Below are 23568 nucleotides of genomic sequence, written 5' to 3' on the forward strand. Positions count from 1 at the left end.
AACACTCGCGCGCTCGTGCGTCCCATTTAGGCAATAAATGCAGGGCAAATCTGGTTGTGACGGCAAGATTGCAGAATTTACCAAGCGTAAATGAGCTATCTTGTCGCCCGCGATGACCACTGCCTCAATGCGGTTGTTGTCGGAGGCGTCCGAGGGCGCGTCCGTTTCTGTGTATCCGATAAATTTAACAAGCGAGGAGGATCGCCATGGGCGTGACCAATCGGTTGGCCTGTTACTCCGACCCCGCCGACCACTATTCCCACCGCGTGCGCATTGTGCTCGCCGAGAAAGGTGTCAGCGCCGAGATCATTGATGTTGTGACGGGTACCCAGCCGCCGAAATTGATCGAGGTGAACCCATACGGCAGCGTACCTACCCTGGTCGATCGTGATCTGGCGTTGTACGAGTCGACTGTGGTGATGGAATATCTGGATGAGCGTTATCCGCACCCGCCATTGCTGCCGGTTTATCCGGTCGCACGCGCCAATAGCCGCCTGCTGATCCATAGGATTCAGCGCGACTGGTGCGCTCAGGTGGACCTGATTCTGGATCCGCGCAGCAAGGAATCTGCTCGTGCGGTAGCCCGTAAGGAGCTGCGTGAGAGTCTGACCGGCGTCTCGCCTTTGTTCGCCGAGAAAGCTTTTTTCCTCAGTGACGAGCAAAGTCTGGTTGACTGCTGTCTATTGCCCATACTCTGGCGTTTGCCTGTTTTGGGTATCGAATTGCCGCGGCCTGCCAAGCCGTTGCTTGATTATATGGAGCGCCAGTTTGCGCGTGAGGCATTCCAGGCAAGTCTGTCTGCTGCCGAACGTGATATGCGCTAAGGCCTAAGGAGCCGTTGATGAACTCCAGTCGCCCTTATCTGATTCGTGCTCTCTATGAGTGGATCGTCGATAACGATTGCACCCCGCATATGCTGGTCAATGCGGAGTATCCATCAGTGCAGGTCCCGCAAGGGTTTGCCAATGATGGGCAGATTGTCCTGAACGTTTCTCCGTCCGCTGTGCGTCATTTGCACATGGACAACGATGCAGTCAGTTTTGAAGGCCGCTTTGGCGGTGTCCCGCATACCCTGTACGTCCCTGTGGGGGCGATTCTGGGCATTTATGCCCGGGAGAATGGTCAGGGTATGGTTTTCGAGCTGGAGCCTCCTTTCGAGGATGACGACAGCGTCGATGGGGATGATGATCTTCCACCACCGGATACTGAGCCACCGCGTCCAAGCGGCAGGCCGAGTCTGAAAGTGGTCAAGTAATCAGCTTCACACGCAACAAAAAAAGGCGACCTCAGGGTCGCCTTTTTCATGGTGCAGATTTTGTCGCTGATCAGTCGATGTACTCGAACAGCTTCACGATTTTTTGCACGCCAGACACGCTCTGTACCAGGCTGGTCGCGCGGGTGGCTTCCTGTTGCGTCACCAGACCAAGCAGAAAAACGATGCCGTTCTCGGTCACGACTTTGATGCGTGATCCAGGGATGGCGCTGTCGGTCAGCATCTGGCTTTTGATCTTGGTGGTCAGCCAGGCGTCATTGTTGCGGGCCAGCAAGGACGAAGGCGCCATGACCTGCAACTCGTTGTTGACCTTTTTTACCCGCTGTACGCCGCTGGCTTCTTTTTCGGCCAGGGCTTTGAGGTCTTCACGGGGAGTCTGGCCAGCCAATAGCACGATGCCGTTATAGCTGGTGACGACGATATGCGAGTTCTGATCCAGATCAGGGCTCGCCTTGGCGATGTTTACCGCTGCCTTGGTTTCAATCAGCGAGTCATCGATTTTGCTGCCGAACGTTCGCGTTCCACGATCGTCTTCAATCGGGTTGTCGCGGGTAGCAGTCAGCACCGAGCTGCATCCGCTGATGCTTACGCACAGGGTCAGGGCCAGCAGGCTGAGACGATTAACGGTCATTCTTCACTCCCGAACAGTTGGCTGTCGATCAAATCGCACAAGCAATGAATCGCCAGCAGATGGACTTCTTGAATTCGTGCGGTGACTTTTGCCGGTACGCGGATTTCCACGTCCTCAGGCAAAAGCAGCGAGGCCATGCCGCCGCCGTCGCGTCCCGTCAATGCTACGACAATCATTTCACGATCATGTGCGGCCTGGATCGCTTGAATTATGTTCGCCGAGTTGCCGCTGGTGGATATCGCCAGCAACACATCGCCCGGTTGGCCAAGCGCGCGGATCTGCTTGGAAAAGATCTCGTTGTAGCTGTAGTCGTTGGCAATCGACGTGATCGTCGAGCTGTCGGTTGTCAGTGCAATGGCCGGCAGGCTAGGGCGTTCACGTTCGAAGCGGTTGAGTAGCTCGGATGAGAAGTGCTGAGCATCACCCGCCGAACCGCCGTTGCCACAAGCGAGCATTTTGCCTTCGTTGAGCAGCGCATTGACCATGACCTGGCTGGCTTGCTCGATGTGGGGTGCAAGGACTTCCATCGCCTGCTGCTTGGTGTCGATGCTGGCCTGAAAAAGCTGGCGAATTCGGGATTGCATGTCCATCTGGGTGACCTTAATTAGAACGTATCGCGGCTTATCGGCTGGCGCAGAAGGGGAAGCCCTCGGCGCAAGGCGGTACGGCCCGCAAAGCGAAAAGCGAAATCTGTGTTGGATGGCATATTGCGTGAGTCGGCATTTCAGTTCCGGGGTCTGCCCGCATGGCGTGGACGCCAGGGATTTCAGCTCTCGAATGCATGCTTGATCCAGTTCAAGGATGGGCCGCCACGCGGATCACCCTCAATGGCTATGACGTCGAAACGACATGCCGCATCTGCCCATTGTGTGTCGCTCTGCAGGAACAATTGTGCCGCCATAACCAGCTTTTGCTGCTTGCGAAAATCAACGCTTTCCAACGCTCCACCCCATGTCGAATGGCGGCGGTAGCGAACTTCGACGAATACTACTGTATCCCCGTCGAGCATGACCAGATCAAGCTCACCACGTTTGCATAACCAGTTTCGTGCAATGAGCTGCAAACCGTGCTGCTGTAAATGCTGCAGGGCGCGGGTTTCAGCCTCGCGCCCTGCAGTTTGGCGGGTGTTGCCGGGCATTTACTGAGCGGTATCCGGCAGGCGCTGAATCTTGCCGTCAACGAATTCGGCCCATGGCAATTGACGTTCCACGCGGCGAGCCGGGTTGATGCTCAAGCTGCCGGACAGGCCGTCGATGCGGCTTTCAGGCATGGTTTTGAGTTGGCCCAGGCGCGGAGCCAGGCGATAGGCGTCGACGCCCATAGCGTAGAGGCGGCCCAGACTGCCTGAAGCTTGAGGCCACTGGGTGACGACCTGCTGACGCAGTGGATCATTGGCGTTGAGCAACCATGGAGTTTCGCAGAAGCGCACGCCATTCAGGTCCATGTATTGCGCGTGATCGTTACTGTTGGTGAACAGGTGCGATGTGGCGTAGACAGGAACATCACCGGCGTACTGGAAGACCATGGTTGGCTTGATCTGCTGCGCCTGTTGCGGGGTTGCAGCCAGGAACATGAAATCAATGTCCTGACGACGCGTCGGTTGGGCGGCTACCTGAGTCCCTACAGTGCTCTGCAGGCGTTGCGCACGGCCTTCGCTGTTGCGCAGCTGAAACAGGTCAGCAACTTGCTGTGCCAGTGCAACAGGTTGGTCGACGTGTTCAGCTGCAATCAGCGTGCCGCCTTTGGCTTGCCAGCTCTGGCGGAAAGCGTCCAGAACGCGGTCGCCCCATTCACCTTTCGGCACCATCGCCACAGCGCTGCGTTTGCCATCTGCCCAGGCGCGGCGTGCTACTTCACGGGCTTCGTCTTCAGCGGACAGACCGAACTGGAACAGTTGCTGAGGGCCTTCAGGGCCTGCATCACTGTAGTTCAGCGCCAATGTGGTGATAGGCAGTTGCGGGCGGGTGCTCAATTGTTTGACCAGTGGTTTTTCCAGCGGACCGACAACCAGTTGCACGCCTGCTGCTTGAGCCTCGCGATAGAAGTCATCCATAGAGGTCAGGCGCGAACTGTCGAATACCTGAATGGCCGGAGGATTCTGACCGGCCTGTTGCGCCTGATAATGCGCGGCCATGAAGCCTTCACGCAGAGCCTTGGCGACGGCTGCAAGTGGGCCTTCCTGTGGCAGCAACAGGGCGATTTTGGTCAGCGGCTCGCTGGTCAGGGCGCGCAATTGCGCAAGTGTCGCAGGCAGCTGGATAGCAGCGGGGTGCTTTGGATTCTGTGCTTTCCAGGTGTCGATAGCGGCTTGTTGCTGTTCCAGCGTGCCCGCGCCTTTGATGCTGCGCGCAAGGCTTAGCCAGCCGCCCAGATCGTCGGTCGCGTTGCTTTGCAGTTGTTCCGGAGGCAGTGCCCCAACGAGTTTCCAGATAGCGTCGTTGTTGGCGCTCAGGTCGTTGCCTTGCAGCAATGGACCCACGAAGACTCGCTCGCTGATCGCCGGCAGGATCTGGCCATCAGCTTCGAGTGCGCGAGCGCGGACGGTGTGGGTCCGAATCTGCTGTTCAACGGACAGCTCGCTCAGGCGTTGCAGGCTCGGGTGGCTCAGCGCAGTCAGTGCGGCTTTTGGCTGATTGCGACCCATCGCCAGTTCAGCATCCAGAGTCGCAGCAAACACCTGCTGGCCAGGCTTGAGCAACTCAATCTGCACTTGCGTGAGGATTTGCGCAGCGCGTCCGGGATTGTTCTGCCGGTTGGCCAGATCCGCAGCGCTGAGTCGGAGCAGTGAGGCCTGTTCCGGGGTTTTCGCGGCGGCCGCCTGATCGAGTAACTGCTCGATGCTGGCGTCAGGGGTGCGTGGAAGTTCGCCAAGGCTGGACGAAGGCGAGCTGGCGCAAGCCGCCAACAGGGCAGCAAGGCAGAGGGCAGAGAACAGCCGCAGGCAAGCGATCATGTGTATGTTCCTGATACTCGAGCAAATTAGCGGGGAATTGTACCCAAGCACTGGCATGGGTGCGACGTCGTTAACATTTAAAGCAGTGATATAAGTCGCAGTGCCTGATTACACGAGGTAATACGGCCTTTACGAAATGTTGCGCTGGCAGATATCGGGCGCCAATCATGACTTTTCCTCCCTTTTTCAGGTCTTCCTTGAGTCTGCGAGTCATTGGTCGCGGTCGTAGTCTGTACAATGATGACCTTCGCCCTGAAGGGTAACAAATCATGAGGTCTGCGCTTTGACTGCTCCAGTTGCTTTGAATTCCGCCGCGGGCTCGCTTTATGTAGTGGCCACGCCAATCGGCAATCTGGATGACATGAGCGTGCGGGCATTGAAGGTCTTGCGCGAGGTGGCGCTGATTGCCGCCGAGGATACGCGCCACTCATCACGATTGATGCAGCATTTCGGCATATCAACGCCATTGGCTGCGTGTCACGAGCATAACGAACGCGAAGAGGGCAGTCGGTTTATTACTCGTCTGCTGGCGGGCGATGATGTTGCGCTGATCTCCGATGCGGGGACGCCACTGATCTCTGATCCTGGGTATCACCTGGTGCGTCAGGCTCGCGCTGCGGGTATTGCAGTCGTCCCGGTGCCAGGTGCCTGCGCGTTGATTGCTGCGCTCTCGGCGGCTGGTCTGCCGTCTGATCGTTTTATTTTCGAGGGTTTCTTGCCTGCCAAGGCTGTAGGCCGTCGCGCTCGCCTGGAGCTGCTTAAAGAAGAGCCACGCACCCTGATCTTCTATGAAGCGCCGCATCGTATTCTTGAATGTCTGCAGGATCTGGAACTGGTCTTCGGTGCGCAGCGACCTGCATTGCTGGCCCGCGAGCTGACTAAAACCTTCGAAACCCTCAAAGGGTTGCCGCTCGCTGAGCTGCGTGAATTTGTCGAAAGCGACAGCAATCAGCAGCGTGGCGAGTGTGTGGTGTTGGTGGCGGGCTGGACCGAGCCGGAAGATGAAGACGTCATCGGTAGCGAGGCGCGACGGATTCTGGATCTCCTGCTTGCAGAGATGCCGCTCAAGCGTGCCGCAGCCCTGGCAGCGGAAATTACCGGTGTGCGTAAAAATCTGCTTTATCAGGTGGCTCTGGACAAGCAAAAGGGCGAATAAATCCCTGCAACCCGAGTTCGCGACGTATTAAAGCTTGTTCTGAGGTAGCTGTGCCGCTAACCTTGTCGGCGGAGAGTCGATTGGACAGTCGCTGCCTCTTATTGTTCGCAATTAAGGGGGGGAGGAAAGTCCGGGCTCCATAGGGCGGAGTGCCAGGTAACGCCTGGGAGGCGTGAGCCTACGGAAAGTGCCACAGAAAATAACCGCCTAAGCGCTTCGGCGCCGGTAAGGGTGAAAAGGTGCGGTAAGAGCGCACCGCGCGTCTGGCAACAGTTCGTGGTCAAGGTAAACCCCACTCGGAGCAAGACCAAATAGGGTTCCTAGGCGTGGCCCGCGCTGGAACCGGGTAGGTTGCTAAAGACGTCCAGTGATGGCCGTCGTAGAGGAATGACTGTCCTCGACAGAACCCGGCTTATAGATCGACTCTCCACCTTTTTTCTCCCCTCTCGTTTCAGCTGTATTACACCCTCCGTAATACCAAAAAAATCTTAAACCTCACAAATCACTTTAAGTTCGCGCTGCAGCGTTTTGAGCTGTGTCGGAATTTTCCGTAAGACCCCTCCTGAAATTCGCGCTAACCGTCCGATATCGCTCCTAAATCCCAGTTATGTAAGGGTTTTCCTTAAGACCGTGCCTTGACTGTGTGGTGGGCGGGTTCCTATAGTGTGCGCAAGTGGCAGAAAGTGGCGCGAAGTGGGTTTTTTTAACGCAAAAAGCTAGAATTCGGAGAAAGCGCCTGTGTTTCGTGGTGCCAACGCAATCAATCTCGATGCAAAGGGCCGTCTCGCTATGCCGAGCCGGTACCGTGACGAGTTGGATTCGCGTAGCGCCGGGCAATTGATCGTGACCATTGATGCTGTAGACCCTTGCTTATGCCTTTATCCGCTCTCCGAATGGGAGCTGATCGAGGCGAAATTGCGTGAGCTCGCTACTTTCCGCGAAGAAAACCGCCGCCTGCAGCGTTTGCTGATTGGTAATGCGGTTGATCTGGAGCTGGATGGGAGTGGGCGTTTCCTGGTTCCGCCGCGTCTTCGTGAATATGCCAAATTGGATAAGCGCGTGATGTTAGTAGGCCAGCTCAATAAGTTTCAACTGTGGGACGAGGACGCCTGGAACGCTCTTGCTGATGCGGATCTGGCGGCCATTCAACAACCGGGCGCGATGCCTGATGAATTACGTGATCTGATCCTGTGACTATGAATAGCGGCTTTACCCACATCACCGTACTGCTCGACGAAGCCGTAGAGGCTCTCGCGGTGCGTGCTGATGGCTGCTATATGGACGGCACTTTCGGGCGCGGCGGACATAGCCGACTCGTATTGGAGAAGCTTGGCCCTGATGGCCGATTGCTAGGATTCGACAAAGATCCTCAAGCAATTGCCACCGGGCAAGCGCTAGCGGCCGAAGACGGCCGCTTTGTCATTGTGCAGCGCAGCTTCGCTGAACTGGGCTCGGAGGCTCAAGCACGCGGCATTGCGGGCAAGGTCAGTGGGATTCTTCTGGATCTCGGTGTTTCCTCGCCACAGCTTGATGATCCTGAGCGCGGCTTCAGCTTCATGAACGACGGCCCGCTGGATATGCGCATGGACCCGACCCGTGGCGTCAGCGCTGCCGAGTTCATCGCCACTGCACCCGTCGAAGAAATTGCCCGTGTATTCAAGGAATATGGCGAAGAGCGTTTCGCCAAGCGTATGGCTGGTGCTGTCGTTGCACGCCGTGAAGTGCAGCCTTTCGAGCGCACGGCTGATCTGGCTGAAGTACTCAAGGTCGCCAACCCGGCCTGGGAAAAAGGCAAGAATCCGGCGACACGTGCTTTTCAGGGCCTGCGCATTCATGTCAATAACGAGCTGGGCGACCTTGAAGCGGGTCTTGAAGCTGCGCTTGAAGCGCTGGAAGTGGGCGGGCGCCTGGTTGTCATCAGCTTCCACTCCCTTGAAGACCGCATCGTAAAACTGTTCATGCGCAAACTCGTCAAGGGTGAAGCGGACAATATGCCGCGCAACTTGCCGATCCAGTACAAGGCCTTTGAGCCGAAGATCAAACTCATCGGCAAAGCACAATTCGCCTCGGACGAAGAAACCAAAGCCAATCCACGCTCGCGCAGCGCTGTCATGCGTGTCGCGGAGAAGCTCAGGTGAGCCGTCAGTTCCTCAAGCCTTTACCAGGCGGCAGCTTCTTCATGCTGCTGCTGTTTCTCGCCGTCCTCGTTTCGGCGATTGGTGTTTCCTACAGTGCCCACTGGAATCGTCAGTTGCTCAATTCGCTGTACTCAGAGCTGAGCATTCGTGACAAGGCGCAGGCTGAATGGGGCCGTCTGATTCTCGAACAGAGCACCTGGACCGCCCACAGCCGTATCGAAACCCTCGCCACTGAACAACTGAAGATGCGCATCCCTAGCGCAGCGGAAGTGCGGATGGTGGCGCCATGATGAAGCTAGACGGCGCACTTTACCCATGGCGTTTTCGCGTCGTTGTCGGCTTGTTGCTGGCATTGGTCGCAGCTATTTGCTGGCGGATCATCGACCTGCAAGTGGTCGATCACACGTTCCTCAAGGAGCAGGGTGATGCGCGCAGTCTTCGGCATATTCCCATTCCGGCACACCGTGGTCTGATTACCGATCGTAATGGCGAGCCTTTGGCTGTCAGTACGCCGGTGACGACCTTGTGGGCCAACCCGAAAGAAATGCAGCTGGATAAAAGCAAGTGGGCTGTTCTGGCTACCGCGTTGGGGCAGGATCCCAAGGCCCTGGCTGAGCGCCTGGACTCGCAGGCCGGTAAGGAATTCATCTATCTGGTCCGCGGCCTGACGCCTGAGCATGGTCAGGCTGTGCTTGATCTGAAAGTGCCAGGCGTTTACGGCATTGAAGAGTTCCGCCGCTTTTATCCTGCTGGTGACGTGACCGCCCACATGGTTGGCTTCACTGACCTCGACGACCACGGTCGCGAAGGTGTCGAGCTGGCCTATGACGACTGGCTCGCGGGTGTTCCCGGGAAAAGACAGGTCATCAAGGATCGGCGAGGACGACTGATTAAAGACGTTCAGGTCACCAAAAACGCCAAGGCTGGAAAGACCGTGGCGTTGTCCATTGATCTACGCCTGCAATATCTGGCCACTCGCGAACTGCGTAATGCAATCGTCGAGAACGAAGCCAAGGCCGGCAGCATGGTCATCATGGACGTCAAGACCGGCGAAGTTTTGGCCATGGTCAACTTCCCGACTTACAACCCGAACAACCGTCGCACCATGGTTCCGGCAGCCATGCGTAACCGGGCGATCATTGACGTGTTCGAACCTGGTTCGACCATGAAGCCGATCTCCATGACCGCCGCGCTCGACAGTGGTCGCTGGAAACCGACTGACAAGGTTGAGGTTTATCCCGGCACCTTGCAGATTGGCAAATACACGATCCGCGACGTGACCAAGACTGAAGGTCCGGTTCTCGACCTGACCGGCATCCTGATCAACTCCAGTAACGTCGGCATGAGTAAGGTCGCGTTTGACGTTGGTGGTGAAGCGATTTTCCAGGCCATGCAGCGCGTGGGCCTGGGGCAGTACACCGGCCTGGGCTTCCCGGGTGAGCGTGTCGGTAACTTGCCGAATTATCGTGAGTGGCGCAAGGCTGAAACTGCAACGCTATCTTACGGCTACGGTTTGTCCGTCACGGCGCTGCAACTGGTGCACGCCTATGCGGCCATCGCCAACAACGGCCGCATCGTGCCGCTGACCATTTTGAAAAGCGACAAGCCGCCGGTAGCAACCCAGGCTATTCCGGAGCCGACCGCCAAGACCCTGCAAACCATGCTGCAGGCAGTGATTGAAGATTCTCGTGGTGTTTATCGCGCACGTGTCCCTTCGTATCACGTAGCAGGCAAGAGTGGTACGGCACGTAAAACGTCGGTCGGTACCAAGGGCTACGCAGAAAACTCCTATCGCTCGCTGTTCGCGGGCTTCGGTCCGATGAGCAATCCGCGCTACGCCGTGGTTGTCGTCATTGATGAACCAAGCAAGGGCGGTTACTACGGCGGTCTGGTATCGGCGCCTGTGTTCAGCAAGGTTATGTCCGGCACCTTGCGTCTGATGAACGTGACACCTGACAACCTCGCTCCGATTCCCGTAGAGCAGGTCAATGCAGCTCCAGTCGTTAAAGGAGGGCGTGGTTGATGTCGTCCAGCCTGAACAAGATTTTCGCCCACGCTTCCAGCGATCTGATGATTCGCGAGCTGACGCTGGACAGCCGTAAAGTGCGCGGCGGCGATTTGTTTCTCGCCGTCCCCGGTGGCCGCTCTGACGGCCGCGATCATATCGTCGACGCTCTGGCGCATGGGGCCGCAGCAGTGGCCTATGAAGTCGAAGGTGCGAAAGTACTGCCGATCACCGACGTGCCAATGATTCCGGTCAGAGGTCTTGCTGCCCAGTTGTCGGATATTGCCGGGCGTTTTTATGGTGATCCGAGCCGCAGCCTCAACATGGTTGGCGTGACGGGCACTAATGGCAAAACCAGTGTCACCCAACTGGTCGCGCAAGCGCTGGATCTGCTGGGGCAGCATTGCGGCATCGTCGGCACGTTGGGTACTGGATTTTACGGTTCACTGCAAAGCGGTCGACACACCACCCCTGACCCTATCGCGGTGCAGGCGACGTTGTCTGACCTGAAGAAGGCCGGTGCACGTGCGATCGCAATCGAAGTTTCGTCTCATGGTCTTGACCAGGGGCGTGCAACCGCTCTGGCTTTTGATGTCGCCGTGTTGACCAACCTGTCCCGTGACCATCTTGACTACCACGGCACGATGGAAGCCTACGGCGCGGCCAAGGCCAAGCTGTTCGCCTGGTCTGATCTGCGTTGCCGCGTGATCAATATCGACGATGATTTCGGTCGTACGCTGGCGGCTGAAAAGCGCGAGTCCCGTCTCATTACTTATAGCCTGGAAGATTCCAGCGCTTATCTGTATTGCCGTGATGCGAAATTCGATGACGAAGGTGTTCGCGCCACACTGGTCACGCCGCAGGGTCAACACCTGTTGCGCAGCAGTTTGTTGGGTCGATTCAACCTGAGCAACGTACTCGGCGCAGTAGGCGCCTTGCTCGGCCTGGATTATGCCCTGGACGAGATTCTTAAAGTTCTGCCGAAGCTGGAAGGTCCGGTGGGGCGCATGCAGCGTTTGGGCGGCGGTGATAAGCCGCTGGTGGTGGTCGACTATGCCCACACTCCGGATGCTCTGGAAAAAGTACTGACCGCTTTGCGCCCGCACGCCAAAGGCCGCTTGTTGTGCCTGTTCGGCTGCGGCGGTGATCGTGATCGCGGCAAGCGTCCGCTGATGGCGGAAGTCGTTGAGCGTCTGGCTGATTGCGTCCTTGTTACTGATGACAATCCTCGTACAGAAGCTTCAGCGCAGATATTCGATGACATTCGTCAAGGTTTCAGCGCTGCGCACAACGTTCGTTTCGTCGAAGGCCGTGGTCAGGCAATTGCCGAAATCATCGCCAGCGCTGAAGCCAGCGACGTGATTGTGCTCGCAGGCAAAGGTCACGAGGACTATCAGGAAATCAACGATCAGCGCCAGCCATTCTCCGATCTGGAAGAGGCTGCCAAGGCGTTGGCCGTATGGGGGGTGACGAATGCTTAGGCCGTTATCTCTCAGTGAATTGACCACAGTGCTCGATGCGCGTCTCGTGGGCGATGATCGTACTTTTGATGGCGTGAGCATCGACAGCCGCGCTATCAAGCCGGGTCAACTGTTCGTGGCACTGACGGGGCCGCGTTTTGACGGTCATGATTACCTGGAACAAGTCGCCGCCAAAGGCGCGGTAGGTGCATTGGTCGAGCGTGAAATCCCGGATGCCGCATTGCCGCAACTGGTGGTGCTCGATACCCGCAAGGCGCTCGCCCAACTGGGTGCGCTCAATCGCAATGCGTTTGTCGACAGACCCGTTGCAGCGATTACAGGCTCCAGCGGCAAAACCACGGTTAAAGAAATGCTCGCCAGCGTGATGCGCACTCGCGGGCCGGTTCTGGCTACCCGTGGCAACCTGAACAACGAGCTTGGCGTTCCGTTGACCCTCCTTGAACTGGCGCCTGAGTACTCGGCTGCCGTCATCGAAATGGGCGCCTCTCGTGTGGGCGAAATCGCGTTCACTGTCAGTCTGACCAAGCCTCACGTCGCGCTGATTACTAATGCGGGCACGGCTCACGTTGGCGAGTTTGGCGGGCCAGACAAAATTGTCGAAGCCAAAGGCGAAATTCTCGAAGGACTCGATAGCTTTGGCGTCGCTGTTCTTAATAAAGAAGACAAGGCTTTCCCGATCTGGGCAGCCCGCGCAGGTGATCGCCGCATCGTGAGCTTCGCGATCGCTGATCAAAGCGCCGATTTCCATGCTCAGGAACTGAGCCTTGATGCTCGGGGTTGCCCTGGCTTCATGCTGAATAGCCCACTGGGCTCGGCAGCGGTGCAGCTCAATCTGCTGGGTACGCACAATGTGGCCAATGCGTTGGCCGCGGCGGCTGCAGGTCACGCCATGGGCGTCGATCTGAACGGCATCGTCGCCGGGCTCAATGCTGTGCAGCCAGTCAAAGGTCGCACTGTTGCGCAGCTCGGTCTTAATGGCGTGCGCGTTATCGATGACACCTACAACGCGAATCCGAGCTCCATCAATGCTGCCGTAGATATTCTCACCGGTTTTTCCGGCCGTACCGTGTTGGTCCTCGGTGATATCGGCGAGCTGGGCGACTGGGCCGAACAAGGTCATCGCGACGTCGGTGCCTATGCCTCTGGCAAGGTCTCCGCGCTGTATGCCGTTGGTCCGTTGATGGCCCACGCGGTCAGTGCCTTCGGTGAGCATGCGCGCCATTTTGCCAATCAGACTGACCTGATCGCTGCGCTGGGCGCCGAACAGGATCCTCAAACCACTATTTTGATCAAGGGCTCGCGGAGCGCTGCGATGGAAAACGTCGTTGCCGCCCTCTGCGGTTCTAGCCTGGAGACACATTAATGCTGCTGCTGCTGGCCGAGTTTCTGCAACAGTTCCACAAAGGCTTCGCGGTCTTCCAATACCTGACCCTGCGCGGGATTCTCGGCGTGCTCACTGCATTGTCGCTCTCGCTGTGCCTGGGTCCCTGGATGATCCGTGCATTGCAGATGCGCCAAATCGGCCAGTCCGTTCGTAATGACGGGCCACAGTCTCACCTGTCCAAATCCGGTACGCCGACCATGGGCGGGGCGTTGATTCTGTCTTCCATTGGTATCAGCACTTTGCTCTGGGCTGACCTGAGCAACCGCTATGTCTGGGTGGTGCTGCTGGTGACATTGCTATTCGGCGGCATTGGCTGGGTGGACGATTACCGCAAGGTCATTGAAAAGAACTCTAAAGGCCTGCCGAGCCGCTGGAAGTATTTCTGGCAGTCGGTATTTGGCTTGTGCGCGGCTATCTTCCTGTACGTAACCGCGCCTTCGGCTGTGGAAACCACGCTGATTATTCCGATGTTCAAAGACGCCAGTATTGCGTTGGGCATCGGCTTTATCGTGCTGACCTACTTCGTGATCGTGGGCTCCAGTAACGCGGTCAACCTGACCGACGGCCTGGACGGTCTGGCGATTCTGCCAACGGTTCTGGTGGGTGGCGCGCTGGGCATCTTCTGCTACCTGTCAGGTAACGTGAAATTCGCTGAATACCTGCTGATCCCCTATGTACCAGGCGCGGGTGAACTGATTGTGTTCTGTGGGGCATTGATCGGTGCCGGGCTTGGCTTCCTGTGGTTCAACACCTACCCGGCTCAGGTCTTCATGGGCGATGTGGGCGCGCTGGCACTCGGTGCAGCGCTGGGCACCATTGCCGTCATCGTTCGTCAGGAAATCGTCCTGTTCATCATGGGCGGCGTGTTCGTGATGGAAACCCTGTCAGTCGTCATTCAGGTTGCATCCTTTAAATTGACCGGCCGCCGCGTTTTCCGCATGGCTCCGATCCACCACCACTTTGAACTCAAAGGCTGGCCCGAGCCGCGTGTGATCGTCCGCTTCTGGATCATTACCGTGATTCTCGTGTTGATCGGCCTTGCCACGCTGAAACTGAGGTAGAACGAGTGTCTCTTATCGCTTCAGACCATTTCCGCATCATTGTCGGCCTCGGCAAGAGCGGCATGTCCCTGGTTCGCTTCCTGGCGAGCCGGGGCGTGTCCTTTGCCGTGGCCGATACGCGGGAAAATCCACCGGAGCTGGCGACTTTGCGTCGTGACTATCCGCAGGTGGATGTGCGTTGTGGCGAACTGGACGTTGAATTCCTGTGCCGTGCCAACGAGCTTTACGTGAGCCCGGGTCTCGCACTGGCGACCCCGGCGTTGCAGCAAGCCGCTGCGCGTGGTGTGAAGCTGTCCGGCGATATCGAGTTGTTTGCCCGTTACGCCAAGGCCCCGATCATTGCGATCACTGGCTCCAACGCGAAAAGCACCGTGACCACGCTGGTCGGCGAGATGGCTGCGGCGTCGGGCAAGCGTGTGGCGGTCGGCGGTAATCTGGGTACGCCCGCGCTGGATCTGCTCAGCGACGATGTCGAACTCTACGTGATGGAGCTCTCCAGCTTCCAACTGGAAACCACTGATCAGCTCGGCGCAGAAGTGGCGACCGTGCTGAACATCAGTGAAGACCACATGGACCGTTACAGCGGTTTGCCTGCTTACCATCTCGCCAAGCACCGTGTATTTCGTGGCGCTCGTCAGGTGGTGGTCAACCGTCAGGACGTCCTGACCCGGCCGTTGATTGGTGAAGGTCTGCCGTGCTGGACTTTTGGCCTGAACAAACCCGACTTCCATGGCTTTGGTTTGCGCGAAGAAGACGGCGAAAAATATCTCGCCTTCCAGTTCGACAACCTGATGCCTGTACGCGAATTGAAAATCCGTGGCGCTCATAATCAGTCCAATGCTCTGGCTGCGCTTGCGCTGGGCCACGCTGTCGGTTTGCCGATGGACGCCATGCTGTCCAGCCTGCGCACTTTTGGCGGCCTGGAGCATCGTTGCCAATGGCTGCGTGAGCGCAATGGCGTGAGCTATTACGATGACTCCAAAGCCACCAACGTGGGTGCCGCACTGGCTGCCATTGAAGGCCTCGGTGCAGACATCGACGGCAAACTGGTGCTGATTGCCGGCGGTGATGGCAAGGGTGCCGATTTCAGTGGTCTGCGTGCGCCGGTTGCTGCCAACTGCCGCGCTGTGGTGCTCATCGGCCGCGACGCCGAGCTGATCGCGCAGGCGTTGGGCGATGGCGTAGAACTGATCCGGGTTGCAACGCTTGAAGACGCTGTTTTGCGCTGCGCCGATATTGCGCAGGCGGGCGACGCCGTTCTGCTGTCTCCGGCGTGCGCCAGTTTCGACATGTTCAAGAACTACGAAGAGCGCGGTCGTCTGTTCGCGCAAGCCGTGGGGGACTTGTCATGATCTTCGGCGTAATCAAGCCTTTCCCGTCCCCGATCATCAGCGGCCGTGGCATTGATGTCGACTTCCCGATGCTGGCGGGCTGCCTGGCGTTGCTGGGCCTGGGTCTGGTGATGATCACCTCTGCTTCCTCGGAAGTGGCGGCGGTGAACTCCGGCAACACCCTCTACATGATGACTCGCCATTTGATCTACATGATTATCGGCATCTTCGCCTGTGGCTTGACCATGATGATTCCGGTCGCCACCTGGCAGCGTTTGGGCTGGATGATGCTGTTGGGCGCATTTGGTCTGCTTGTCATGGTGCTGATACCGGGTGTTGGCCGTGAGGTAAACGGCTCGATGCGCTGGATCGGCTTTGGCATGTTCAACGTTCAGCCTTCGGAGATCGCCAAGGTCTTCGTGGTGATTTTCCTCGCCGGTTACCTGATTCGTCGCCAGCAGGAAGTTCGCGAAAGCTGGATGGGCTTCTTCAAGCCATTCATCGTCCTGCTGCCAATGGCCGGTCTGTTGCTCATGGAGCCGGACTTCGGTGCCACCGTCGTGATGATGGGCGCAGCGGCTGCGATGCTCTTCCTCGGTGGCGTAGGGCTGTTCCGTTTCAGTCTGATGGTTGCCCTGGCGGTTGGCGCGGTGTTCGTGCTGGTTCAGGCTCAACCGTATCGGATGGCGCGTCTGATTACCTTCACCGACCCATGGTCCGACCAGTTCGGTTCCGGCTACCAGTTGACTCAGGCTCTGATCGCGTTTGGACGTGGAGAGTGGCTGGGCGTTGGTCTGGGCAACAGCGTGCAGAAGCAGTTCTATCTGCCTGAAGCCCACACTGACTTCGTGTTCTCGGTACTCGCTGAAGAACTGGGCGTAGTGGGTTCGTTGTTGACCGTCGCGCTATTCGTGTTCGTCAGTATCCGCGCCATGTACATCGGCATGTGGGCCGAGCGCGCCAAGCAGTTCTTCGGCGCTTACGTGGCTTACGGCCTGGCCTTCCTGTGGATCGGCCAGTTCCTGATCAATATTGGTGTGAACGTCGGCCTGTTGCCAACCAAGGGTCTGACCCTGCCGTTTCTCAGCTACGGCGGCAGCTCGTTGGTGATCTGCTGCGCAAGCCTGGGTCTGCTGTTGCGGATCGAGTGGGAATCGCGCAACAACATGGGCAGCGAAGAAGCGGAATTCAATGAAAGTGACTTCGCCGAGGAGCCTAATCATGGACGCTAACGTGCTGATCATGGCTGGCGGCACCGGCGGACATGTATTCCCGGCGCTGGCCTGCGCGCGCGAGTTTCAGGCCCGTGGTTACAAGGTGCATTGGCTCGGTACGCCTCGGGGCATCGAGAACGAACTGGTGCCACAGGCCGGGTTTGCTCTGCACCTGATCAACGTCACCGGTTTGCGCGGCAAGGGTCGACTTTCCTTGCTCAAGGCACCTCTGATGTTGCTCAAAGCGTTGATGCAGGCTCGTAAAGTCGTGCGTGAGCTCAAGCCGGTTTGCGTAGTGGGCTTCGGTGGTTATGTCACCGGTCCAGGCGGCCTTGCCGCGAAGCTGGGCAAAGTACCTTTGATCATTCATGAGCAGAACGCGGTTGCGGGTACTGCCAATCGCAGTCTGGCCTCGTTCGCCAGCCGTGTATGTGAGGCGTTCCCGAACACCTTCGCAGCTTCCGAAAAACGCCGCACTACGGGTAACCCGGTACGTGCCGAGCTGTTTCTGGAAACACCGCGTCAGGCGCTGGCCGGGCGCAAGGCGCGCTTGCTGGTATTGGGTGGCAGCCTCGGTGCCGAGCCACTGAACAAATTATTACCCGAGGCCCTTTCGCAGGTGCCTGCGGAGTTTCGGCCTGAAGTGTTTCATCAGGCTGGCAAGAATCACGACGAAATCACCTCAGAGCGTTATCGCGCTGCCGGTGTCGAGGCGCAGGTCGCCCCGTTCATCAAAGACATGGCCCAAGCCTATGGCTGGGCCGACCTGGTGGTCTGTCGCGCAGGCGCGCTGACCATCAGTGAATTGGCGGCGGCCGGACTGCCCTCGCTGTTGGTGCCATTGCCCCATGCGATCGACGATCACCAGTCCCGTAACGCCGACTATCTGGCTCACGAGGGCGCAGCCTTCGTCATGCCACAAGCGACAACTGACGCAGCCGATATGGCGGCGCGTCTGAAAGAGGTTTTGATGCAACCCGAACAACTCAACACAATGGCGCGCACCGCCCGCCGGCTGGCCAAGCCTGATGCAACCAATACCGTTGTAGATATCTGCCTGGAGGTGGCTAATGGTTGAGAATCAACGCGCCATGCCACAGCCGGAAATGCGCCGTATCCGTCGCATCCACTTCGTCGGTATCGGCGGCGTGGGTATGTGCGGGATTGCCGAAGTCTTGTTGAACCTGGGTTATGAAGTCTCCGGTTCCGACCTGAAGGCCTCCCCGGTGACCGAGCGCCTGGAGTCCTTTGGTGCGCACATCTTCATCGGCCATCGCGCAGAAAACACCGTCGGCGCTGACGTGCTGGTTGTTTCCAGTGCCGTGAACACTTCGAACCCGGAAGTGGCGACTGCTCTTGAACGTCGTATCCCGGTGGTGCCGCGTGCCGAGATGCTGGCTGAGCTGATGCGTTATCGCCACGGTATCGCCGTTGCCGGTACGCATGGCAAAACTACCACTACCAGCCTCATCGCTTCGGTGTTCGCGGCCGGTGGTCTGGACCCGACATTCGTGATCGGTGGTCGTCTGAACGCTGCCGGTACCAATGCGCAGCTGGGCACCAGTCGCTACCTGATTGCCGAAGCCGATGAAAGCGATGCCAGCTTCCTGCATCTGCAGCCATTGGTTGCAGTGGTCACCAACATCGACGCCGATCACATGGCGACCTATGAAGGCGACTTCAACAAGTTGAAGAAAACCTTCGTCGAGTTTCTCCACAACCTGCCTTTCTATGGTCTGGCGGTGGTGTGTATCGATGATCCGGTCGTGCGTGAAATCCTGCCACAGGTCAAGCGTCCAACCGTGACCTACGGCTTCAGCGAAACGGCCGACGTGCGCGCTATCAACGTGCGCCAGGAAGGCATGCTGACGTTCTTCACCGTATTACGTCGCGACCGTGAGCCGCTGGACGTGTCGGTGAACATGCCGGGCAACCACAACGTACTTAATTCGCTGGCAACCATCGCTATTGCTACGGATGAAGGCGTCAGTGACGAAGCCATTGTCCAGGGCCTGTCGGGCTTCCAGGGTGTTGGTCGACGTTTCCAGGTTTATGGCGAGTTGCCGGTCGAAGGTGGCAACGTCATGCTGGTTGATGACTACGGTCACCACCCTCGCGAAGTTGCTGCAGTGATCAACGCTGTTCGTGGCGGCTGGCCGGACCGTCGTCTGGTCATGGTTTATCAGCCTCACCGCTTTAGCCGGACTCGTGATCTGTACGACGATTTCGTGCAAGTACTGGCCGAGGCCAACGTGCTGTTGCTGATGGAAGTCTATCCGGCAGGCGAAGAGCCAATTCCGGGGGCGGACAGCCGCAACCTGTGCCACAGCATCCGTCAGCGTGGTCAACTGGACCCTATCTACATTGATCGCGGCGTCGAGCTGGCGCCGTTGGTCAAGCCTCTGCTGCGTGCGGGCGACATCCTGCTGTGCCAGGGCGCTGGTGATATCGGCGGGCTGGCTCCGCAATTGTTGAGAAGCCCGTTGTTCGTGGGAGCCGTCATTGCGCCTACTGAAGGGAAGCTGAAATGACTGCGCCACTGCAATCGTCCCTGCTCTCGACGCTGGAGCCGAAATCGTTCGGCCGCGTTGCCGTGCTGTTCGGTGGCAAGAGTGCTGAGCGCCCGGTTTCCCTGAAGTCCGGGCAAGCGGTGTTGCAAGCGTTGCAGAGTGCCGGTGTCGATGCATTCGGCATCGATGTCGGCGACGATTTCCTGCAGCGTCTGGTCAGTGAAAAGATTGATCGTGCGTTCATTGTCCTGCACGGACGCGGTGGCGAAGACGGCACCATGCAAGGCCTGTTGGAGTGTCTGGATATTCCTTACACCGGCAGCGGCGTGCTGGCTTCTGCGCTGGCTATGGACAAGCTGCGGACCAAGCAGGTCTGGCAGAGTCTTGGCCTGCCAACGCCTTTGCACGCAGTGCTTGGCAGTGAATCGGATTGTATTTCAGCAGCCGCGGAACTGGGCCTGCCTTTGATCGTCAAACCGGCTCATGAAGGTTCCAGTATCGGTATGGCGAAGGTGACCAGCGTCGAGGAATTGATCGTCGCGTGGAAAGCCGCCAGTACCTACGATTCGCAAGTTTTGGTTGAGCAATGGATTCAAGGTCCGGAGTTCACCATCGCATCCCTGCGTGGCCAGGTATTGCCTCCCATCGGCCTGGGCACTCCTCACAGCTTTTACGACTACGACGCCAAGTACCTGGCTGACGATACCCAGTATCGGATTCCGTGCGGGCTCGATGACACCAAGGAACAGGAACTCAAACAACTGACCGCTCGCGCGTGCGAAGCCGTTGGCGTTACCGGCTGGGCGCGTACTGATGTCATGCAGGACGCAAACGGCAAGTTCTGGCTGCTGGAAGTGAACACCGTACCGGGAATGACCGACCACAGTCTGGTGCCGATGGCGGCCCGTGCTGCAGGTCTGGATTTTCAGCAACTGGTGTTGGCGATTCTGGCCGACAGCGTCCAGGCGCGAGGTTAAGTCATGAACGCGACGGCGCGTCATCAGCCTCCAGCATCCGGCCGCAAGCCGGTGCCGCGTGGTGCCAGTCGCACGGTGACCAGAGAGCCGCTTTCGGCGCGTGTGCCGAAAGCCAAAGTAGGCGGTTTCTTCAAGAAGCTGGGTTGGTTGATATTGATGGTTGCGCTGGGCTACGGCGTTTACGAGGGCGCACAGCGGTTGCTGCCTTATGCGGACCGGCCCATCACCAAGATCAACGTTCAGGGCGACCTGAGCTATATCAGCCAGCAGGCGGTGCAGCAGCGGATCGCGCCTTATGTCGCGGCGAGCTTCTTCACCATCGACCTTGCTGCCATGCGCAGCGAGCTGGAAAAGATGCCATGGATTGCTCACGCAGAAGTACGGCGTGTATGGCCGGATCAAGTAGTGATCCGTCTTGAGGAGCAACTGCCGGTGGCGCGCTGGGGTGATGAAGCTTTGCTCAACAATCAGGGCGAAGCATTTACACCACGCGAGCTGGCCAATTACGAACACCTGCCGCAATTGTTTGGCCCGCAGCGGGCCCAGCAGCAGGTGATGCAGCAGTATCAGGTGTTGAGTCAGATGTTGCGCCCAATGGGGTTTTCCATCGCTCGGCTGGAATTACGTGAACGTGGCAGCTGGTTTTTGACCACGGGGGCGGGCAGTGCGGGACCCGGTATCGAGCTGTTGCTGGGACGCGATCACCTTGTAGAAAAAATGCGCCGTTTTATCGCCATTTACGACAAAACGCTTAAAGAACAGATCACGAATATTGCGCGCGTCGATCTGCGTTACTCCAACGGCCTTGCCGTCGGGTGGCGCGAGCAGGCAGCGCCCCCGACGGACAAACCCGCCGTCGCGAAGAATTGACAAGAGGCAGGACCATGGCAAACGTGCAAAGCGGCAAAATGATCGTTGGCTTGGATATCGGCACCTCCAAGGTGGTGGCGCTGGTAGGCGAAGTCGCGGCCGATGGCACGCTGGAAATCGTCGGCATCGGTACCCATCCATCCCGCGGCCTGAAGAAGGGCGTGGTGGTGAATATCGAGTCCACCGTGCAGTCGATCCAGCGCGCAGTGGAGGAAGCCCAACTGATGGCGGGCTGCCGTATTCACTCGGCGTTCGTCGGCGTGGCGGGCAACCACATTCGCAGCCTGAACTCCCACGGCATCGTCGCGATCCGTGATCGTGAAGTCAGCTCGGCGGACCTGGAGCGTGTACTTGACGCTGCTCAGGCGGTTGCGATTCCGGCTGATCAGCGCGTGCTGCACACCTTGCCGCAGGATTACGTGATCGATAACCAGGAAGGCGTTCGCGAGCCACTGGGCATGTCGGGCGTACGTCTGGAAGCCAAAGTGCACGTGGTGACCTGCGCAGTGAACGCCGCGCAAAACATCGAGAAGTGCGTGCGTCGCTGTGGTCTGGAAATTGACGACATCATTCTGGAACAGCTCGCTTCGGCCTATTCGGTTCTGACCGACGACGAAAAAGAGCTGGGCGTGTGTCTGGTGGATATCGGTGGCGGCACGACCGACATCGCGATCTTCACCGAGGGTGCGATTCGCCATACAGCGGTGATCCCGATTGCCGGTGATCAAGTCACCAATGACATCGCTATGGCGTTGCGTACACCGACGCAATACGCCGAAGAAATCAAGATCCGTTACGCCTGCGCCCTGGCCAAGCTGGCCGGTGCCGGTGAAACCATCAAAGTGCCAAGCGTCGGCGACCGTCCACCGCGCGAGCTGTCGCGTCAGGCGCTGGCCGAAGTGGTCGAGCCACGCTACGACGAACTGTTCACCCTGATTCAGGCGGAACTGCGTCGCAGTGGCTACGAAGATCTTATCCCGGCCGGCATAGTGCTGACCGGTGGTACCTCGAAAATGGAAGGCGCGGTCGAACTGGCCGAAGAAATCTTCCATATGCCGGTGCGCCTGGGTGTGCCGCATAGCGTCAAAGGGCTCGCAGATGTCGTGCGTAACCCGATTTATTCCACCGGTGTCGGCTTGTTGCTGTACGGCCTGCAAAAGCAGTCTGACGGTTTCTCTTTGTCTGGCATCAGTAGTAGCAGTAGCGGCTATGGAGATGAGCCTAAAGCTCCAGTGCTTGAACGCTTCAAGCGCTGGGTGCAAGGCAACTTCTAAGCCTCAAAGCAGTAATGGCAGCAGTGGGCACCAGGCAAAAAAACTAGAGAATGAAAGGAGAGGGAAAATGTTCGAACTCGTAGACAACGTCCCGCAAAGCCCGGTAATCAAAGTTATCGGTGTGGGTGGTGGTGGCGGCAACGCCGTTAATCACATGGTCAAGAGCAACATCGAAGGCGTGGAATTCATCTGCGCGAACACCGATGCTCAAGCGCTGAAAAACATCGGCGCGCGTACCATCCTGCAACTGGGTACTGGCGTTACCAAAGGTCTTGGCGCTGGCGCCAACCCTGAAGTAGGTCGTCAGGCTGCTCTGGAAGATCGTGAGCGCATTGCAGAAGTTCTGCAGGGCACCAACATGGTTTTCATCACCACTGGCATGGGCGGCGGTACCGGTACCGGTGCAGCTCCGATCATTGCTGAAGTGGCCAAGGAAATGGGCATCCTCACCGTAGCGGTGGTGACTCGTCCGTTCCCGTTCGAAGGTCGCAAGCGTATGCAGATCGCCGATGAAGGCATCCGCATGTTGTCCGAAAGCGTCGACTCGTTGATCACCATTCCTAACGAGAAGCTGCTGACCATCCTCGGTAAAGACGCCAGCCTGCTGTCGGCTTTCGCCAAGGCAGACGATGTTCTGGCCGGTGCCGTTCGCGGTATCTCCGACATCATCAAGCGTCCGGGCATGATCAACGTCGACTTCGCCGACGTACGTACCGTGATGAGCGAAATGGGTATGGCGATGATGGGCACTGGCTGCGCCAGCGGTCCGAACCGTGCACGTGAAGCGACTGAAGCAGCCATTCGTAACCCGCTGCTCGAAGACGTCAACCTGCAGGGCGCTCGCGGCATCCTGGTCAACATCACTGCCGGTCCTGACCTGTCTCTGGGTGAGTACTCGGACGTGGGTAGCATCATCGAAGCGTTCGCCTCTGAGCACGCAATGGTCAAGGTCGGTACTGTTATCGATCCGGACATGCGCGACGAGCTGCACGTGACTGTGGTTGCAACAGGTCTGGGCGCGAAAATCGAGAAGCCGGTCAAGGTTATCGACAACACGCTGCAAACTGCCCAGCCGTCTCAGGCTCAGCCTGCTGCCGCTCGTCAGGAAGCCCCTTCGGTTAACTACCGCGACCTGGATCGTCCTACCGTGATGCGCAATCAGGCTCACGCAGGCGCTACAGCCGCAAAAATGAGCCCGAATGACGATCTGGATTACCTGGACATCCCGGCTTTCCTGCGTCGTCAGGCTGATTGATGAAATGTATCAGGGGTATTAGGGTGATTGGTGTTCAGCAAAGGCCGGGTCTGCT

Annotated in this window: 22 protein-coding genes and 1 other RNA gene; 19 read left to right on the forward strand and 4 right to left on the reverse strand. The window is 58.1% G+C overall.

The features are described 5' to 3' along the window. Positions 1-206 precede the first annotated feature (206 nt). A complete protein-coding gene (locus tag KDX30_RS05400) occupies positions 207-824 on the forward strand; it encodes a glutathione S-transferase N-terminal domain-containing protein (protein WP_027900228.1) in 618 nt (205 codons plus the stop codon). A 17-nt stretch (positions 825-841) separates the two neighbouring features. Next, positions 842-1255: a ClpXP protease specificity-enhancing factor gene (locus KDX30_RS05405; RefSeq protein WP_231675197.1), complete on the forward strand. Its 414-nt coding sequence runs from the start codon at positions 842-844 to the stop codon at positions 1253-1255. Between the two features lie 70 nt (positions 1256-1325). Here KDX30_RS05405 and KDX30_RS05410 read toward each other — a convergent pair whose 3' ends face one another. The 4 genes from KDX30_RS05410 to KDX30_RS05425 all read right to left on the reverse strand — a co-directional run bounded on the left by KDX30_RS05410 (position 1326) and on the right by KDX30_RS05425 (position 4857). After that, entirely contained in the window at positions 1326-1904 is a 579-nt protein-coding gene (locus KDX30_RS05410) for a BON domain-containing protein (RefSeq protein ID WP_122394958.1), read from the reverse strand. Beyond that, the gene (locus tag KDX30_RS05415) at positions 1901-2494 is read right to left on the reverse strand and encodes a phosphoheptose isomerase (protein ID WP_027900231.1); all 594 of its coding nucleotides are present in this window, start codon (positions 2492-2494) and stop codon (positions 1901-1903) included. The genes KDX30_RS05410 and KDX30_RS05415 overlap by 4 nt, the downstream gene beginning before the upstream one ends. A 176-nt stretch (positions 2495-2670) precedes the next feature. After that, on the reverse strand, positions 2671-3042 hold the full coding sequence (locus KDX30_RS05420; RefSeq protein WP_231675198.1) for a YraN family protein: 372 nt from the start codon (positions 3040-3042) through the stop codon (positions 2671-2673). Then, the gene (locus KDX30_RS05425; protein ID WP_231675199.1) at positions 3043-4857 is read right to left on the reverse strand and encodes a penicillin-binding protein activator; all 1815 of its coding nucleotides are present in this window, start codon (positions 4855-4857) and stop codon (positions 3043-3045) included. A gap of 283 nt (positions 4858-5140) precedes the next feature. Here KDX30_RS05425 and rsmI point away from each other — a divergent pair, with 283 nt between their 5' ends. The 17 genes from rsmI to ftsZ all read left to right on the forward strand — a co-directional run bounded on the left by rsmI (position 5141) and on the right by ftsZ (position 23513). Then, positions 5141-6013 carry a 16S rRNA (cytidine(1402)-2'-O)-methyltransferase gene (rsmI, locus tag KDX30_RS05430; RefSeq protein WP_027900234.1) on the forward strand — a complete coding sequence of 291 codons (873 nt, stop codon included), beginning with the start codon at positions 5141-5143 and terminating at the stop codon, positions 6011-6013. A gap of 72 nt (positions 6014-6085) precedes the next feature. Next, positions 6086-6444: RNase P RNA component class A (gene rnpB / locus KDX30_RS05435), an RNA gene on the forward strand. 307 nt (positions 6445-6751) lie between these two features. Next, positions 6752-7207, forward strand: coding sequence for a division/cell wall cluster transcriptional repressor MraZ (gene mraZ, locus KDX30_RS05440; RefSeq protein WP_004881513.1), 456 nt, complete (start codon positions 6752-6754; stop codon positions 7205-7207). A 2-nt stretch (positions 7208-7209) separates the two neighbouring features. Next, the gene (gene rsmH, locus KDX30_RS05445; RefSeq protein ID WP_080238117.1) at positions 7210-8151 is read left to right on the forward strand and encodes a 16S rRNA (cytosine(1402)-N(4))-methyltransferase RsmH; all 942 of its coding nucleotides are present in this window, start codon (positions 7210-7212) and stop codon (positions 8149-8151) included. Then, positions 8148-8441, forward strand: coding sequence for a cell division protein FtsL (ftsL, locus tag KDX30_RS05450; protein WP_027900236.1), 294 nt, complete (start codon positions 8148-8150; stop codon positions 8439-8441). Before rsmH ends, ftsL begins: the two co-directional genes overlap by 4 nt. Next, positions 8438-10174 (forward strand): peptidoglycan D,D-transpeptidase FtsI family protein, encoded by a 1737-nt coding sequence (locus tag KDX30_RS05455; protein ID WP_027900237.1) that lies wholly within the window; start codon positions 8438-8440, stop codon positions 10172-10174. Before ftsL ends, KDX30_RS05455 begins: the two co-directional genes overlap by 4 nt. After that, entirely contained in the window at positions 10174-11637 is a 1464-nt protein-coding gene (locus KDX30_RS05460; RefSeq protein WP_231675200.1) for a UDP-N-acetylmuramoyl-L-alanyl-D-glutamate--2,6-diaminopimelate ligase, read from the forward strand. Before KDX30_RS05455 ends, KDX30_RS05460 begins: the two co-directional genes overlap by 1 nt. Then, complete coding sequence (locus tag KDX30_RS05465; RefSeq protein WP_231671662.1) at positions 11630-13000, forward strand: UDP-N-acetylmuramoyl-tripeptide--D-alanyl-D-alanine ligase; 1371 nt, start codon at positions 11630-11632, stop codon at positions 12998-13000. The genes KDX30_RS05460 and KDX30_RS05465 overlap by 8 nt, the downstream gene beginning before the upstream one ends. After that, positions 13000-14082: a phospho-N-acetylmuramoyl-pentapeptide-transferase gene (gene mraY / locus KDX30_RS05470; RefSeq protein ID WP_027900240.1), complete on the forward strand. Its 1083-nt coding sequence runs from the start codon at positions 13000-13002 to the stop codon at positions 14080-14082. The genes KDX30_RS05465 and mraY overlap by 1 nt, the downstream gene beginning before the upstream one ends. Positions 14083-14087: 5 nt before the next feature. Then, a complete protein-coding gene (murD, locus tag KDX30_RS05475; RefSeq protein WP_231675201.1) occupies positions 14088-15434 on the forward strand; it encodes a UDP-N-acetylmuramoyl-L-alanine--D-glutamate ligase in 1347 nt (448 codons plus the stop codon). Further along, complete coding sequence (gene ftsW, locus KDX30_RS05480; protein WP_027900242.1) at positions 15431-16645, forward strand: putative lipid II flippase FtsW; 1215 nt, start codon at positions 15431-15433, stop codon at positions 16643-16645. Before murD ends, ftsW begins: the two co-directional genes overlap by 4 nt. Further along, complete coding sequence (gene murG / locus KDX30_RS05485; protein ID WP_231675202.1) at positions 16635-17705, forward strand: undecaprenyldiphospho-muramoylpentapeptide beta-N-acetylglucosaminyltransferase; 1071 nt, start codon at positions 16635-16637, stop codon at positions 17703-17705. The genes ftsW and murG overlap by 11 nt, the downstream gene beginning before the upstream one ends. After that, positions 17698-19158 (forward strand): UDP-N-acetylmuramate--L-alanine ligase, encoded by a 1461-nt coding sequence (gene murC, locus KDX30_RS05490; protein WP_231675203.1) that lies wholly within the window; start codon positions 17698-17700, stop codon positions 19156-19158. Before murG ends, murC begins: the two co-directional genes overlap by 8 nt. Then, a complete protein-coding gene (locus KDX30_RS05495) occupies positions 19155-20114 on the forward strand; it encodes a D-alanine--D-alanine ligase (protein ID WP_099270933.1) in 960 nt (319 codons plus the stop codon). The genes murC and KDX30_RS05495 overlap by 4 nt, the downstream gene beginning before the upstream one ends. A 3-nt stretch (positions 20115-20117) precedes the next feature. Next, positions 20118-20984, forward strand: coding sequence for a cell division protein FtsQ/DivIB (locus tag KDX30_RS05500; protein WP_027900246.1), 867 nt, complete (start codon positions 20118-20120; stop codon positions 20982-20984). A gap of 14 nt (positions 20985-20998) precedes the next feature. After that, on the forward strand, positions 20999-22258 hold the full coding sequence (gene ftsA, locus KDX30_RS05505; RefSeq protein ID WP_027900247.1) for a cell division protein FtsA: 1260 nt from the start codon (positions 20999-21001) through the stop codon (positions 22256-22258). Positions 22259-22325: 67 nt separating this feature from the next. Next, the gene (ftsZ, locus tag KDX30_RS05510) at positions 22326-23513 is read left to right on the forward strand and encodes a cell division protein FtsZ (RefSeq protein ID WP_027900248.1); all 1188 of its coding nucleotides are present in this window, start codon (positions 22326-22328) and stop codon (positions 23511-23513) included. The last annotated feature ends 55 nt before the right edge of the window (positions 23514-23568 follow it).

Origin of the sequence: Pseudomonas quasicaspiana (genome assembly GCF_021147825.1) — a bacterium.
In the GTDB taxonomy this organism is placed as follows: Bacteria; Pseudomonadota; Gammaproteobacteria; order Pseudomonadales; family Pseudomonadaceae; genus Aquipseudomonas; species Aquipseudomonas quasicaspiana.